We start from the raw sequence: 14,797 nt of genomic DNA on the forward strand, positions 1-14,797 counted from the left end.
CGACGGCGGCGGCGGTGCGGCGGCGCGGAGGTGCAGCAGCGCGGTGGCCTCACGGCACGCGCAGGATGCGCACCGGGTCACGCGACGCCGCAGCGAGCGCAGGCGGCAGCGAGCCGAGGAGGGCCACCAGCACCGCGAGCGTCGCGACGCCGGCCGTGAACGCCGGCGCCGGGAGGCTGCCGGTGAGCAGCTCGACGGCCACGAGGCCGGCGCCGGTCCCGAGCACCGCCCCGGCAGTCGCCGCGACGGCCGTCTGCGCCAGGACGAGGACGACGATCGCGCTCCGGCTGGCCCCGAGCGCGCGGCGCCGGCCGAAGTCCCTGCGCCGCCCCGCCACGGCCCCGAGCACCGTGATCGTCACGAGGACGAGCCCTCCGCCGAGCACCCCGGCCATGAGCTGGCGTGACCCGGCGCCCAGGCTCCCCGCCACGACCTCCCGCAAGCGCAGCACACCCTCGGAGGTGCTGACCTCGACCGCAGCCGGGTCCTGTGCCCGCAGCACCGCGGTGATCGCGTCGGCGATGCCGGGTGCGGCGGCGGCATCGTCGACGAGCACGTAAACGAAGCGCACCGACTGGGCCTGCGCGTCGCCGGTGGCGCCGTCATCGGGGCGGTAGTCGCCGGGGCGGTACAACACGAGGTCGTCGAGGAAGGCGAGGGCTCCCCCGGCGCGCACGTGCCCGACGACGCCCACCCGCAGGGCCCCGTCCGTGGCGGTGCCGACCGCGTCGCCCATCCGGAGCCGGGCGAAGGCGCCCGACCCGACCACCGCCTCCCCGGGGCCCGTCGCGCCGCGGCCCGCCACGAGCTCGACAGTGGACGGCAGCTCGCCGACGAGGGCGCGCATCGGGACGCCGACCCCGACGGCGGGGAGGTCCGCATTGTGCGCGTCGCTCGCCGGGCCGAGCCCGAAGGCCCACTCGACGCCCGCGAGCGCGGCGACGTCCGCCACCGCCGAGGGCGCGATCCCCGCCGTGCCGCGGGTGTCCGTCACGGTGACGAGGCGGGCTCCGACCGAGTCGATCGACGCGATGACCTCGCGCTCCGTCGCGGCCGAGCGCCCGGTGGTGAGCAGCACCACGAGGCACACCGCCGCGACGACCAGCGCGGCCGTGGCGGTGGCCACCGGCTGCGCTACGGCGCCGAGCAGCGCGTCCCGCAAGATCAAGCGCGGGCGGGGCCGTCCGGGGTGGGCTGGCGCGCGGACGGCCGGCCGGGTGAGCGTCATGAGAGGCGCACCTGCTGGTCGGCCAGCGCCGCGAGCCGCAGGTCATGCGTCGCGACCACCACTGTCGCCCCGGCGCGGGCCCGGGCGGCGAGCGTCGACCAGACGAGCTCGGCCGACTCGTCGTCGAGGTTGCCCGTGGGCTCGTCGCCGAAGATCACCGTCGGCTCGGTGACCAGGGCGCGGCACAACGCGACCCGCTGGGCCTGACCGCCGGACACCTCGCCCGGGCGATGGTCGACGCGGTGCCCGACCCCGAGGTCGTCCAGCAGCGAGCGCGCGCGGTCACGGGCCTCGGCCAGGCCCATGCCGGCGTAGAGAGCGGCCTCGAGGACGTTGTCGAGCACTGTGCGGGACGGGTCGAGCATCGCGTCCTGGAACACGAACCCCGAGTGCGCGGCCCGCAGCCGGGCCCGCACGCCGTCGGGCAACGTGTCGGACCGCACGCCGCCCCACAACACCTGGCCCGCGGTGGGGCGCAGCAGCAGGGCCAGGACGTACAGCAGTGTGGACTTGCCCGATCCTGACGGCCCGGTCAGCGTCGTCACGGCGCCGGGCGGCAGCTCGAGGTCGAGGCCCTGGAAGACGGGCTGGTCGCTGCGATAGCCGAACGTGAGGCCGCCGGCGCCCAGGGCGGTCACGGTGACGAGGCGGTCGGGCCGCCCGGCTCGGGGCCGGTCACCGGCCCCTCGGCGAAGAGCCGCACCGACGCGCCCACCGCGATCCCATCCACCACGGCGCGCGATCCGTCCTGCGCGCGCACGGTCACGGGCGCCCGGGAGCCGTCTGCCAGCACCACGTACGCGCCTCCCCCGGCGGCGGTGGCCAGCGCGGACAGCGGCACGGCGGGCCCGGTGACCTCCGGGGTCAGGAGCACAGTCGCGGGAGCCCGGTGCTCCTGCCCGTCGAACGGCACCGCGTCGCACGGCCCCGGGCACACCGGGCCGCCGTCGGGCGCGGTCAGCGTGAACAGAAGCGCGCCGTCGTCGGTGGTCTGCGACGAGGCGACCAGCGCGTCCAGGACGGTGTCGCCGAGCGTGACGCGCACCGGGTCGCCGACCTCGGGGACCACTGAGCGCTGGTCGGGGCTGATCTGGAGGGTGAACGCGGGCGCCGGCTCGACCGCGCGGAGCACCGCGTCCCCCGGCGAGAGCACCGCGCCGACTCGCACGTCGTCCTCGAAGGTGATCCGCGCGGGGAGCTCGGGGACGAAGACGACGTCGCCGAGCGGCACGGACCCGGTCACGGGCGCCCCGAGGGCCTTCTGCCACGCCCGCACGGCCTGCGTGGTGGACGATCGGAACTTGCCGTCGGCGGCGCCTGCGAGGTGGCCCTGCGCGATGAGCATCCGCTGCAGTTGCGCCACGTCCGGGCCCTCGACCGTGGAGTCCAAGGCGCGGAAGGCGGGCACCTCGCCCGCGGCGACCACCACCGGGCGCAGGTCGACGCTGAACAGCACGCTGCCTTGGTCGACGACGGCCCCGGGCGCGGCCGTCATCCCCGTGACCTTGCCCGCGACATCACCGCCCACCAGCGGCACCGAACGCCACTGCGCCACAGACGTCAGGGCGAGCGAGGACCCGACAGTGTCCTCGGTGACGGTGTGCAGTTGCACCACGGCGGCGACGGGCTCCGCCTGCGGGGGGACGAACGTCGCCCGGCCCGCGGCCCAGCCCGCAGTCGCCGCCACGCCGAGCGCGGCGACCCAGGCCACCGCCGTCCACTTGCCCATCAGTGGATCCAGTACTGCGGGCACGCCGCCTCGGCCGCCGTGACCGCGTCGGCGTCGATCTCGCCGTGCTCGGCGAGCGACCACAGGTCGTCGTAGGGCTCCCAGTAGTCGGCCGACTCGTCTCCCGCGAAGAAGCGCACAGTCGTCTCGACGTACACGTCCTGCGAGGGTGCGTCCGGCATGTCGACCCCCTGGTGGCGCAGGCACGCGAGCGTGTCGAGCTGGTAGCCGTAGAACTCGCGCGCCTCGGCGTCGCCCACCGTCGGGAGGTCCATGCCGAGGTCCGCCAGGCACGTCGTCGAGTCCGCCATGAAGGCCGCTGCCTCGTCCTCGTCGGTGAACCCGGTGGGCGAGCCCCCGCGCTTGGTGATCGGCACCGACCACCCACGGCCGTCCATGCACGCCTGCAGGGCGGCTTGCGCTTCCTCGCCCTCGCGGGCCTGCTGGGCGAACCATGCCGGCTCCGCCCACTCCTCGGCCTGCCGGCTGTCCCCGGATCCGCCTTCGGACGCCGCGCACCCTGCCGCGGCGAGCGCCGTCAGCAGCGCGGCTGCCGCTGCCGCCACGACCCGTGACGCGGGCGCTCCGCCGCTCTGACACCGAGCTCGCACTTCCCCACCCTTCTCCGCGTGCTGGGGCCGCGAACGGCCCCAGCACGACGTTTGGCGCATGTGGTCAGACGGTGCCGCAGTAGCGCGACGCGGAGGACACCGAGCCCGCCGAGACCGACACCTTGTCGGCGAGCGACTTCCCCGTCTTGTTGGTGACGGTCCCGCCGCCGTTGCCGAGGATGAACGTCGTCGCCACGCCGTTCTTGACCACCGTGTCGTAGCGGTAGCCGGAGGTCGACGCCTTGATGTGGATCTGCCACCCCGTGGAGGTCGTGCACGAGATCGCGCTCGAGTTGGTCCACGCGAGGGCCGTGGTCGCGGGAGCCAGCACGAGGACCGCCGCGAGAGCCGAGGTGATGAAAGTGCGCTTGCTTGTCATTCCATCCTCATTCCAGTCGTCATCGAGAGAAATGCGAGAGCGGCGACTGGACGACAAACGGGAAGGTCATACGCGAGCCCCCTTCGCGTCTCCGCCTGTCGGCGCGCCCAGAACGTAGCGATCGGGGATGAACGGTGTCAACGGGCCCGCTTCACGTAGTTCATTAGCGTTGAGAACTCGTGAGGAACGCACTAGCCACGGCGCGGGGTGTGGTCTATTCGCAGGTGGGAGGCCGTGTCACGGCCATGTTCGAAGCGCGCCCGACGGCGGGCCTGCCGCGGCATGAATAGCAATCCGACGCGCCTGAGACGCGCGGTCGGGCGTCGTTGAGAATGGCGTCCGCCCGCCGCGCCGAACCGGCCAGACGCACGTGTCACCGAACGACTTGTCGTCATTCCTCAGCGGGTCATGTCACGTCAGGTCACGGCGCGACGGGCAGCACGAGCCGCGACGGATGGGCCGCGTCGTGGCGCACGCGCTGGTGCGCCACCCGGAACTTGGACCGGGCGGTGACACCGGCTCCGGCGCCCGTCCCGGGGTTCGGGTCGAAGCGGGGGAAGTTGGAGCTGGAGACGTCCAGGCGCAGGCGATGGCCCGCGCGGAACGTGTGGGCCGTGGCGCCCAGCTCCACAGCGACCTCGCGCACCTCGCCGGGTGGGACGAGCTCCCCCAGCACCTCCCGCACCCGGGAGATCCCATCGAGCACCGCGAGCGCCGTGCCGTCGGGGTGCACGTCGACGAGTTTCGCGGTCCAGTCGGTGTCCAGCGCGTCGGTCGCGGCCCACAGCCGGACGACCACGTCGCCGATGACCGTGACGTCCTCGTCCAACGGCGGGGACATGAAGCGCAGCACGTCGGGCCGGTGGTCGAGGGGACGCTGGTCCCACTGCCCGGTTCCCCGGGCGGTGTCGCCGCGGGCGAACAGGTTGGGGCCGCCGATGGTCAGCACTGGATCACGGGGGTCGAAGACGAACGTGGACGGCTCCGCGCTGCCGTCCGCGGCCTCTGACGCCAGCCTGCCGCCGGGCGCGAGATGCCACGTCGTCGAGACGGTGTCACGCGGCGGCCAGGTGTCGAGGTCCCGCCAGGCGTTCTCGCCCATGACGAAGACCCGCACCCGTGGGCCCGTCACGTCGTCGGGCGCCCCAGTCGCGTGCGCCACCAGGAACTCGACGCCGTCTGCGCCCGCCTGCTCGGCGCCGCGTGCCGCCGCGCGTCCGTAGTCCACCTCGCCCATCGCCTGCGCGGGGAGGCCGTGGCCCCACGGCCCGACGACCAGCCGCGAGTCAGGGTGTTGGGCCGTGGTGAACTCCCGCAGCGTGAGGTCCCGGAAGAGGTCGTGCCAGCCGGCGACGAACATCGTCGGCACGGCGGGCCGCGGGGGAAGCGCCCACTGCCGCCACCACGGGTCGCCGGCCGGGTGGGTCATCCAGTCCCGCCAGGCGGGGAAGCGCCGGTTCAGCAGCGGGAAGCCCGCTAGCGGCGCCGTCCGGGCGGCGGCGTCGGGATCGGCCGCGAGCGCCTCCCACTCGACGAGCTCGGCGCTCACGTCCTCGCCGCGCGCCGCGGCTCGCATCAGCTCCCCGCGCGTCATCGCCGTCGCCCAGTTGAGGGCCGAGCCCAGCACCACGGCGCCGCCCCGGTAGATGATCCCGACGGGGTCGCCGGGACACACCCCGAGGTGCATCGCCCGTAGCGCCGGGTGGCCGGTGGACGCCAGGTACAGCTGGGTCTGCGCCAGGTAGGAGCGCCCCCACCCGACCACCGATCCGCTGGACCACGGCTGCCGCGCGCACCACTCGATCACGGCATGCGCGTCCTCGACGTGCCCTTGCCACGGCACGAACGCGCCCTCCGACGCGCCGGTCCCCCGCAGCGCCACGACGACGACCGCGAGCCCGCGCGCCACGAGCTCCGACTCCCCCATCTCCTGCCGGGCGGCGTCAATGGGGTAGGGCGTGAGGGCCAGCACGACGGGCACGGGCTCGTCCGTCGCCGGGCGGTGGACCGTGGCGCGCAGGGTGGAGCCGTCCGTCAGTGGGATCGGCACGAGCTGCTCGACCTGGCTCACGGGGGCTCCTTCGGTCGCGGGCTCGGCAGGCACGCCCACGGCGGGCGGCCGTGCTCGCGGTGCGTGATCTGGGCTTGTCTACCGAGCGGCCCGGCAGATCGCAACGACGGCGCGCCTGGTTCGGCTGGGCCGGCTGGGTGATGTGCAACCGCTAGGCGATCCTCGATCAGAATCGTTTCGCATCTGGAAGCGGTCTGGGCGCGGCGCCAATGTGAACGCTCACACGGCCATCGAGATCGTTATCGAATTTCCAGGCACACGGCAGCCGTGCGGACGACCGACGACGACCGTCCGCTCGAGGCGGGGTCCGGTCCGCGGCGCACCCGCATGCCCGCACACCGGCCGCTGGCTGCGGCACGCCCGCTGGCGAAGCGCGAGACGGCTCACCCGGCCCCGCCCACCTGCCGGTGACGCCAGGTGCTTCCAGAGAGGCGACCCATGACCACCACACCACAACGGAGACGACGAGCCCTCGCCGCCACCACGCTGTCGGCGGCCCTCGCGCTCGCAGGCCTGTCCGCCGCCCTCCCCGCCCACGCCGCCGCGACCACGTTAGGCGAGGCCGCCGCGCAGAGCGGCCGCTACTTCGGAACCGCGCTGGCGGCAGGGCGGATGAGCGACACGACGTACACGACCATCGCGAACCGCGAGTTCACCATGATCACGGCCGAGAACGAGATGAAGATGGACGCGACGGAGCCGTCGCAGAATCAGTTCAATTACGCGAATGGCGACCGGATCGTCAATTGGGCCCGGCAGAACGGCAAGCAGGTGCGCGGCCACGCGCTCGCCTGGCATTCCCAGCAGCCCGGCTGGATGCAGAACATGTCCGGGACGGCGCTGCGCAACGCGATGCTGAACCACATCACCCAGGTGGCGACGTACTACAAGGGCAAGATCCACACCTGGGACGTCGTCAACGAGGCATTCGCCGACGGGTCGTCGGGCGGGCGCCGGGACTCCAACCTGCAGCGCACCGGCAACGACTGGATCGAGGCCGCGTTCCGCGCCGCCCGGGCCGCCGACCCGAACGCCAAACTCTGTTACAACGACTACAACACCGACGGGATCAACGCGAAGTCGACCGGCATCTACAACATGGTCAAGGACTTCAAAGCCCGCGGCGTGCCCATCGACTGCGTCGGCCTCCAAAGCCACCTCGGGACCACGATCCCCAGCGACTACCAGGCCAACATCCAGCGGTTCGCGGACCTCGGCGTGGACGTGCAGATCACCGAGCTCGACGTCGAGCAAGGTGGCAACCAGGCGAACATCTACCAGGCCGTGACGCGCGCGTGCCTGGCGGTGGCGCGGTGCACCGGCATCACGGTGTGGGGTGTGCGTGACAGCGACTCGTGGCGCACCGGGGCGAACCCGCTGCTCTTCGACGCGTCCGGCAACAAGAAGGCCGCCTACACCTCGACGCTGAACGCCCTCAACGCGGCGATCCCGACCCCGACGCCCACCACCACCACGCCCCCACCGAGCCCGACGCCGACCACCACCACGCCACCGGTGACCGGGGCGGGCTGCACCGTCACGTACTCGGCGCCCAGCCAATGGCCCACCGGGTTCACCGCCAACGTCAAGGTCACCAACCACGGAACCTCGGCGATCAACGGGTGGACCGTCACCTGGGCGTTCCCCGGCAACCAGACCGTGCAGCAGGCCTGGAGCGCCACAGTCACCCAGAGCGGCAACCAGGTGACCGCGCGGAACGTCGCCTACAACCCGCAGATCCCCGCGGGCGGCTCCGTGGAGTTCGGCTTCAACGGCGGGTTCAGCGGGACCAACACCAACCCGACGAGCTTCAGCCTCAACGGCACGCTGTGCAACGGCAGCGTGAACCCCACGCCACCGCCCACGACGACCAACCCGACTCCCCCGCCGACGACCAGCCCGACGCCGACGCCGACTCCCACCACACCGCCCACGGGGACGCTTCCGTCGAGCTTCCGCTGGTCTTCCAGCGGGGCGCTCATCAGCCCCAAGCCGGACAGCCAGCACGCCGCGACCTCGGTCAAGGACCCGACGGTGGTGTACGCCAACGGCAAGTGGCACGTCTTCGCCACGGTGTGGGCAGGCAGTTACCAGATGATGTACACGAGCTTCACCGACTGGTCGCAGGCCTCCTCCGCGACGCCGTACTACCTCGACCAGTCCGGCATCGGGGCGGGTTACCGCGCGGCGCCCCAGGTGTTCTGGTTCGCCCCGCAGAACCAGTGGTACCTCGTCTACCAAACCGGCGCGGGCGGCTCGTACTCGACGACCACGGACATCTCCAACCCCGCGTCGTGGTCGGCCCCGAAGAACTTCTACTCCTCGCAGCCGCAGATCATCCGCGACAACATCGGCGACGGGTACTGGGTCGATTTCTGGACGGTGTGCGACACCGCGAAGTGCTACCTGTTCTCCTCCGATGACAACGGTCATCTGTACCGCTCGGAGACGACTGTCGCGAACTTCCCGAACGGCTTCACCAACACCGTCATCGCGATGCAGGACTCCGACCGCTTCCGCCTGTTCGAGGCCGCGAACATCTACAAGATCGCGGGGAAGAACACCTGGCTCATGGTCCACGAGGCCATCGGCACAGACGGCAAGCGGTACTTCCGATCCTGGACCGCCCCGTCCATCACGGGCTCCTGGACGGCGCTGGCCGACACCGAGGCCAATCCGTTCGCCCGGGCGAACAACGTCACGTTCCCAGCGGGGGCCTGGACCCGCGACATCAGCCACGGCGAGATGCTGCGCTCCGGCACTGACCAGACGATGGAGATCAGCCCATGCAACCTGCGGTACCTCTACCAAGGGCTGGATCCGAACGCGTCAGGTGAGTACAACGCGCTGCCGTGGCGGCTCGGGCTGCTGACGCAGACGAACTCGACCTGCTGATGCGCTGATCCGCCGCTCATACCCGGGATGCCCGATCGCCGATGGAGGCGGTCGGGCATCTCGGTGTCCGGCGGGACTCAAGACCCGGGTGCGGGCTCCCGCGGAACGGCACTGTTGTCCCCGGCTGGAACGTCACCTCCCCGCAGAGTCGTGGGGCCCCACTCGCGGAAAGAGGACCTGGGCATGGTCGCGCTCCTCGCTGAGAACCCGGTGCTGCTGCTCTTCGTGACCGCCGCTCTCGGGTTCGCGGTGGGCCGCGTGCACGTGCGGGGCGCGAGCCTGGGCGTGGCGGCTGTGCTGTTCGTCGGGCTGGTGATCGGGGCCCAGAACCCCGACCTGGTGATTCCGGAGTTCGCCCGCACCCTCGGCCTGGCGATCTTCGTCTACACGATCGGGCTCTCGAGCGGCGCGAGCTTCTTCGCGTCCTTCAACCGCAAGGGCCTGCGGGACAACGCGCTCGTGGTCGTGGTCCTCTCGTTCGCGGCGCTGCTCGTCTTCCTCGCCGCGGGGATCTTCGACCTCAAGCCCACGGTCGCGGCCGGGTTCTTCGCCGGGGCCACGACCAACACGCCCGCGCTGGCCGGGGTGATCGAGGCGGTGCGCGGGTCGGGCGAGGCGGCCGCGACCGAGCCCGCGGTCGGGTACTCGATCGCCTACCCCATGGGCGTGCTCGGGCCGATCATCGCGATCGCGATCGCGCGGCGCCTCTTCCGGGTCGACTACCGCAAGGAGGCAGGCCGGCTCGCGTCGCTGCACCTGGTGCAGGAGGAGATCGCGTCGGTCACGGCCCGGGTGACGGCGCCCGCCGCGATCGACCGGACGGTGCGGGACCTGCAGCGCGAGCTCGGGGTCCCCGTGGTGTTGAGCCGCATCCAGCGCGGCACGGAGACGATGCTCGCCGAGGGCGACGTGCGGCTGCGCGAGGGCGACCTCGTCTCGGTCGTGGGTGAGCCGGGGAACGTCGAGACGGCCGTCACCGCGATCGGTGAGCGCGACCCGCGGCGCCCCGCGCTCGACCGCAGCAGCTACGACTTCCGGCGCATCTTCGTCTCTCGCACCGATGTCGTCGGCCGCCGGCTGCGCGACCTGCGCCTGCCCGAGGACTACGACGCGATCGTGACGCGGGTGCGGCGCGGCGACGTCGACGTGACCGCGACGGGCGACACCGTGCTCGAGCTCGGCGACCGGGTCCGCGTCGTCGCCGGACGGGCGCGCATGAAGGCCGTGACCGAACGGCTCGGCGACTCGTACAAGCACCTCTCCGAGATCGACCTGCTCACGTTCGGCCTGGGCATGTCACTGGGCCTGCTGCTGGGCGCGATCACGGTGCCGCTGCCCGGCGGCCTGACGTTCGAGCTGGGCTCCGCGGCGGGCCCGCTGATCGTCGGCCTGGTGCTCGGGGCCCTGCGCCGCACCGGGCCCATCGTGTGGACCATCCCGTACAGCGCCAACCTCACGCTGCGCCAGATCGGTCTGATGCTGTTCCTGGCGGCCGTGGGGCTGGGCTCGGGCTACACGTTCCGCACGATGTTCGCGGCGAACTCCGGGGTGACGCTGCTGCTGACCGGCGCGGTCATCTCGATCGTCGTCCCGATGCTCACGCTCGTGATCGGCTACCGGCTGCTGCGCATCCCCTTCGGGCAGCTCACCGGGATGGTCTCGGCGCAGCAGACCCAGCCCGCGGTGCTCGGCTACGCGCTCGAGGACTCAGGAGACGAGGCGCCGAACGTCGGGTACGCGATGGTCTACCCCGTCGCGATGATCACCAAGATCCTGCTCGCCCAGGTGCTCCTGCTCGCGTTGGGTGGCCTCGGCTGACGCACGTCGGGCGCGATCACCACGGGTGCGCCCGGGGGCGTCGCGGTCGGGCGCGGACGTGCATCCGTTCGCCCTGGCGGCCGAACAGGTGGAGGACCTCAGCCGGGTGCGGCCCGGGGTTGCCGACGAAGTGCGGCAGGTTCGTGTCGAACTCGGCGACCTCCCCGGCGCTCAGGGTCAGGTCCTGGTCGCCGAGCAGGAGGCGCGCCTGACCCGACAGCACGTACAGCCACTCGTAGCCCGGGTGGACCGACTGCTCGGGCGGGGCCGTCGGCCAGCCGGGCGCGATGATCTGCTTGTAGGCCTGCACCCCGCCGGGGCGCCTGGTCAGCGGGATGAACGTCGAGCCCCACGCCGAGAGCGGCTTCAGGTGGACCCGTGGATCACCCGTCACGGGGGCGTTGACGAGATCGTCGAGGTGCACCTGGAGCGTCTCGGCCAGCGGCAGCAGCAGCTCCAGGGTGGGCCGCCGCAGCCCGGACTCGAGGCGCGACAGGGTGCTGACCGAGATCCCCGTCGCCGCGGAGACGTCGGCTAGCGTCCGGTGGCGCGCGAGCCGCAGTGCCCGCAGCCGTGGTCCGACCGCCTGCAGCACGTCACGGTGGCTCGCCATGGCCCCACTTTGCCGTATCGGCAAGATCCCTCGGCGAACCGGGCCCCGGGGCCGGACGCTGGAGGCATGGACGACGAGACGTACGACGTGGTGGTCATCGGTGGCGGCGCAGCCGGGCTGAGCGGGGCCCTGGCCCTGGGCAGGGCGCGCCGATCGGTGCTGGTAATCGACGCGGGCGAGCCGCGCAACGCTCCCGCCGGGCATGTGCACAACTACCTGGGGCGTGAGGGGACCCCGCCGGCCGAGCTGCTCGCGATCGGCCGCGGCGAGGTGCGGCAGTACGGCGTGCAGGTCCACGACGGCGCCGTGCAAGACGCCACCCGGCTGCCCGACGGGAGCTTCCTCGTGACGCTGGCGGACCGGGCCGTCACCGCCCGACGGCTGCTCGTCACCACCGGGCTCGTCGACGAGCTCCCCGACGTCGCAGGGATCGCCGAGGGCTGGGGCCGCACCGTGCTGCACTGCCCCTACTGCCACGGCTGGGAGGTACAGGACCAGGCGCTCGGCGTCCTGGCGACCGGCCCCCTCGCGGTGCACCAGGCCTTGATGTTCCGGCAGTGGAGCGACGACGTCGTGCTGTTCCAGCACACCGCGCCGCAGCCGAGCGACGACGAGGCCGAGCAGCTCGCAGCCCGCGGCATCCGGGTCGTCGAAGGCGAGGTGGTCGGGTGGGAGGCCGACGGCGTCCGGCTCGCCGACGGAGAGCTGGTCCCGCGGCAGGCGCTGGTCGTCGCCACGACGCTCCACGCCCGCGTCGACGCGCTGGTCTCGCTCGGACTGACGACCACGGACCTCGAGATGGGCGGGCAGGTGATCGGCAGCCACATCGCGGCCGACCCCACCGGTCTGACGGCCGTGCCCGGCGTCTGGGTGGCCGGCAACGTCGCCGATCCGCGAGCGCAGGTCGTCATGTCTGCCGCCGCGGGCCTCACCGCGGGCGCAGCCCTCAACGGCGACTTGATCGCGGAGGACACCCGTGCCGCCGTCGCGCACCGTCGTGCCTCCGGCCAAGACTCCCAGGTGGCGACGGGATCGGCGGACGGCTGATCACCGTCGCGTGAGGCGGCTCGTCGCGCCTGCCGCGGGCGTGCGCTGGCTGCTGCTTACCCTGTGCGCGTGTCCCCGCCCCGCCCGTCCTCGACCGCACCCTCGACGGCTCGGAGGTGGACTACTCGCATCGCGCTGAACGCCCTCGGGCTCGTGCTCGGTGTGGGCCTCGGGCTGTTCTTCGCGGTGATGATCCGCGACTACGCGCTGGTGTGGATGGTGCTGCTGCCCACCGGGCTGTGGGCGCTCGCCAACCGGTCCGGCGTCACGTCGGCAGCGGGCGGCCTCAACCTGTCCCGCGTGCCCGCCGGGGACCTCGTGGCAATGACGATCGGCGTGCTGCTCGCCATCCCCGCGGCGCTCAACGCGCTCGACGGGTCCTGGTGGCGCACCGCGGCGCTTGTCGCGATCCTCGGCGCCCTCGGATTCGGGATGCTCGCCTACGCCGGCGCCATCCGCGACGGCGCCACGATCCGCGCCGGCGAGGTCACCGACAGCCCCCGCATCCTGCGGGCCGTCGACGTCGCGCTGCGCGGGGTCCGGACCAGCTCCGGGCTCGCGAACATGTACCTCGCGGCGGTGGGGACCCTGCTCGCGTTCCCCACCGCGTCGGACTGGCTGCCGACGGTGGCGGTAGTGCTGACTGGCGCCTTGCACGCGGTGCTCGACGGGCGGGACGTGCGGGCCGACGAACGCACTCTCGAGCCGGATCCACCCCTCGCCCTCGGCTAGGTGCTGGCCTCACGTCTTCGTCAAGCCTCCGTGTGCCGAGACCGCTATGATCGGTCAATAATGACCTCTTGACCAAGATAAGTGGTCATCTATGACCGATAAGGAGCGGTGATGGCGACCCGGACACCGATCGCGGTGACGCGGGCCATGGAGGAACTCGGGGAGTCGCTCGCCACATGGCGGCGACTTCGAGAACTGACCACGGCCGAGGCCGCCGACCGTGCCGGCATCGGCGTCAAAACCCTCCAGCGCCTCGAGCACGGCCAAGGCGCCACGCTCGAGAGCATGCTCAGGGTGGCGCGAGCCTTGGGGATGCTCGACCAGATCACCGCCGCCGCGGACCCCCTGTCGAGCGATGTCGGGCGGCTGCGCGCCGCTGAGAAGCTCCCCACGCGTGTGCGCCGGAAGGAGCCTCGATGACCGAGGTCACCGTGTGCACCGCGACGCCCGGAGGCGACGTCGAAGTGGGGAGTCTCTACACCCACCAGCGAGGCCGCACCGAATCGGCAACGTTCGTGTACGGCGCGGACTACCTGACACGCCCTGGCGCCTACGCGCTGGACCCGGGCCTGCCACTGAGCACCGCCCCGAGCCAGACCGCCGTCGGGCGCACCATGTTCGGCGCCATGACCGACTGCTCCCCAGACCGCTGGGGTCGCACACTGCTCGACCGTGCGGAAGCGCGCGCTGCTCGCGAAGAAGGCCGGACGGCGCGCGCGCTGCGTGAGGTCGACTACCTGCTCGGGGTCCGGGACGACCTCCGTCAGGGAGCGCTGCGCTTCCGCCATCCCGACGGGCCATTCCTCGCCACCGAAGAGACCGGCGTCCCGGCCCTGGCCGACCTCCCCGAGCTGCTCTCACTCGCGGATGCCGCCGAGCGGGACGACATCCGACTCCCAGACCTCCAGCGGCTGCTGCGGGCCGGAAGCTCGCTGGGCGGAGCCCGGCCCAAGGCGCACGTCCGAGACGCCAACAACCGAATCGCGATCGCGAAGTTCCCCTCCGCGGCGCACGACACCTGGAACGTCATGGCGTGGGAGAAGGTCACGCTCGACCTGGCTCGAGCGGCCGGAATCCAGGTCCCGGACTCGACACTGCTGAATCTGGCCGGGCGGCACGTCCTCGTGATCGACCGGTTCGACCGGCTGCCCGACGGGCAACGGGTGGGCTATGTCAGCGCGATGACGATGCTCGAGGCCTCAGACGGCGACCAGCGGAGCTACCTCGAGATCGCCGAAGTCATCGAGCAGCACGCGGCGCGCGCGACCGACGACCTCGCCCAGCTGTGGCGCCGGATGCTGTTCAACGTGATGGTGTCGAACACCGACGACCACCTGCGCAACCACGGCTTCGTCAAGGCGCCCGGGACCTCATGGGCTCTCGCGCCCGCGTTCGACCTGAACCCCGACCCCTCCCCCGGTCCGAAGCACCTGTCGACCGCAATCGACACGGCCGACGACACGGCGAGCATCGACCTCGTCATGTCCGTCGCCGACTACTTCCGACTCTCCCCCACGGACGCCAACCGCATCCTGCGAGACGTCACCGGCGCGGTCGGCGCATGGCGCGATGTCGCAGCGCAGTGGCTGCGACCAGGCGAGATCGACGCGATGGCGCCGGCGTTCGCCGAGATCGGGTCGTGCCCAGGCCAGTGAACGCACGCGCGGTGTTCAA

The 14,797-nt window shown here is 72.2% G+C and carries 13 protein-coding genes; 6 read left to right on the forward strand and 7 right to left on the reverse strand.

Annotation, left to right across the window (positions count from 1 at the left end; genetic code table 11):
• Window positions 1-49 precede the first annotated feature (49 nt).
• The 6 genes from QUV83_RS00770 to QUV83_RS00795 form a co-directional block, all read right to left on the reverse strand.
• Window positions 50-1,228: an FtsX-like permease family protein gene (locus tag QUV83_RS00770; protein WP_289561674.1), complete on the reverse strand. Its 1,179-nt coding sequence runs from the start codon at window positions 1,226-1,228 to the stop codon at window positions 50-52.
• The gene (locus QUV83_RS00775; RefSeq protein WP_436231858.1) at window positions 1,225-1,866 is read right to left on the reverse strand and encodes an ABC transporter ATP-binding protein; all 642 of its coding nucleotides are present in this window, start codon (window positions 1,864-1,866) and stop codon (window positions 1,225-1,227) included. Before QUV83_RS00775 ends, QUV83_RS00770 begins: the two co-directional genes overlap by 4 nt.
• Window positions 1,863-2,957: a peptidoglycan-binding domain-containing protein gene (locus QUV83_RS00780; protein ID WP_289561675.1), complete on the reverse strand. Its 1,095-nt coding sequence runs from the start codon at window positions 2,955-2,957 to the stop codon at window positions 1,863-1,865. Before QUV83_RS00780 ends, QUV83_RS00775 begins: the two co-directional genes overlap by 4 nt.
• Window positions 2,957-3,523, reverse strand: coding sequence for a hypothetical protein (locus QUV83_RS00785; protein WP_289561676.1), 567 nt, complete (start codon window positions 3,521-3,523; stop codon window positions 2,957-2,959). The genes QUV83_RS00780 and QUV83_RS00785 overlap by 1 nt, the downstream gene beginning before the upstream one ends.
• A 109-nt stretch (window positions 3,524-3,632) precedes the next feature.
• Complete coding sequence (locus QUV83_RS00790; protein ID WP_289561677.1) at window positions 3,633-3,947, reverse strand: hypothetical protein; 315 nt, start codon at window positions 3,945-3,947, stop codon at window positions 3,633-3,635.
• Window positions 3,948-4,368: 421 nt separating this feature from the next.
• Window positions 4,369-6,018: a CocE/NonD family hydrolase gene (locus QUV83_RS00795; protein ID WP_289561678.1), complete on the reverse strand. Its 1,650-nt coding sequence runs from the start codon at window positions 6,016-6,018 to the stop codon at window positions 4,369-4,371.
• Between the two features lie 438 nt (window positions 6,019-6,456).
• Between QUV83_RS00795 and QUV83_RS17635 the strand changes: the two genes are divergently transcribed.
• Together QUV83_RS17635 and QUV83_RS00810 are read left to right on the forward strand one after the other, a co-directional pair.
• On the forward strand, window positions 6,457-8,913 hold the full coding sequence (locus QUV83_RS17635) for a non-reducing end alpha-L-arabinofuranosidase family hydrolase (RefSeq protein WP_354003912.1): 2,457 nt from the start codon (window positions 6,457-6,459) through the stop codon (window positions 8,911-8,913).
• A 183-nt stretch (window positions 8,914-9,096) separates the two neighbouring features.
• Entirely contained in the window at window positions 9,097-10,731 is a 1,635-nt protein-coding gene (locus QUV83_RS00810; protein ID WP_289561679.1) for an aspartate:alanine exchanger family transporter, read from the forward strand.
• A 16-nt stretch (window positions 10,732-10,747) separates the two neighbouring features.
• Here the strand turns inward: QUV83_RS00810 and QUV83_RS00815 are convergent, their stop codons facing one another.
• Window positions 10,748-11,344, reverse strand: a complete 597-nt coding sequence (locus QUV83_RS00815) for a helix-turn-helix domain-containing protein (RefSeq protein WP_289561680.1) — start codon at window positions 11,342-11,344, stop codon at window positions 10,748-10,750.
• A 66-nt stretch (window positions 11,345-11,410) separates the two neighbouring features.
• On the opposite strand from QUV83_RS00815, the gene QUV83_RS00820 reads away from it, so the two are divergent.
• The 4 genes from QUV83_RS00820 (at window position 11,411) to QUV83_RS00835 (ending at window position 14,778) form a co-directional block, all read left to right on the forward strand.
• A complete protein-coding gene (locus QUV83_RS00820; protein ID WP_289561682.1) occupies window positions 11,411-12,391 on the forward strand; it encodes an NAD(P)/FAD-dependent oxidoreductase in 981 nt (326 codons plus the stop codon).
• A 69-nt stretch (window positions 12,392-12,460) separates the two neighbouring features.
• Window positions 12,461-13,123, forward strand: coding sequence for a hypothetical protein (locus QUV83_RS00825; RefSeq protein WP_289561684.1), 663 nt, complete (start codon window positions 12,461-12,463; stop codon window positions 13,121-13,123).
• Between the two features lie 111 nt (window positions 13,124-13,234).
• Entirely contained in the window at window positions 13,235-13,543 is a 309-nt protein-coding gene (locus tag QUV83_RS00830) for a helix-turn-helix domain-containing protein (RefSeq protein ID WP_289561686.1), read from the forward strand.
• The gene (locus QUV83_RS00835) at window positions 13,540-14,778 is read left to right on the forward strand and encodes a type II toxin-antitoxin system HipA family toxin (RefSeq protein ID WP_289561688.1); all 1,239 of its coding nucleotides are present in this window, start codon (window positions 13,540-13,542) and stop codon (window positions 14,776-14,778) included. Before QUV83_RS00830 ends, QUV83_RS00835 begins: the two co-directional genes overlap by 4 nt.
• Window positions 14,779-14,797: the final 19 nt, after the last annotated feature.

This window comes from Cellulomonas cellasea, assembly GCF_030372105.1.
GTDB lineage: Bacteria > Actinomycetota > Actinomycetes > Actinomycetales > Cellulomonadaceae > Cellulomonas_A > Cellulomonas_A cellasea_A.

Coding starts and splice junctions, on each gene's coding strand:
- QUV83_RS17635 (WP_354003912.1), top strand. CDS start 6,457: ATGACCACCACACCACAACGGAGACGACGAGCCCTCGCCGCCACCACG.
- QUV83_RS00770 (WP_289561674.1), bottom strand. CDS start 1,228: ATGACGCTCACCCGGCCGGCCGTCCGCGCGCCAGCCCACCCCGGACGG.
- QUV83_RS00835 (WP_289561688.1), top strand. CDS start 13,540: ATGACCGAGGTCACCGTGTGCACCGCGACGCCCGGAGGCGACGTCGAA.
- QUV83_RS00790 (WP_289561677.1), bottom strand. CDS start 3,947: ATGACAAGCAAGCGCACTTTCATCACCTCGGCTCTCGCGGCGGTCCTC.
- QUV83_RS00820 (WP_289561682.1), top strand. CDS start 11,411: ATGGACGACGAGACGTACGACGTGGTGGTCATCGGTGGCGGCGCAGCC.
- QUV83_RS00830 (WP_289561686.1), top strand. CDS start 13,235: ATGGCGACCCGGACACCGATCGCGGTGACGCGGGCCATGGAGGAACTC.
- QUV83_RS00810 (WP_289561679.1), top strand. CDS start 9,097: ATGGTCGCGCTCCTCGCTGAGAACCCGGTGCTGCTGCTCTTCGTGACC.
- QUV83_RS00815 (WP_289561680.1), bottom strand. CDS start 11,344: ATGGCGAGCCACCGTGACGTGCTGCAGGCGGTCGGACCACGGCTGCGG.
- QUV83_RS00780 (WP_289561675.1), bottom strand. CDS start 2,957: ATGGGCAAGTGGACGGCGGTGGCCTGGGTCGCCGCGCTCGGCGTGGCG.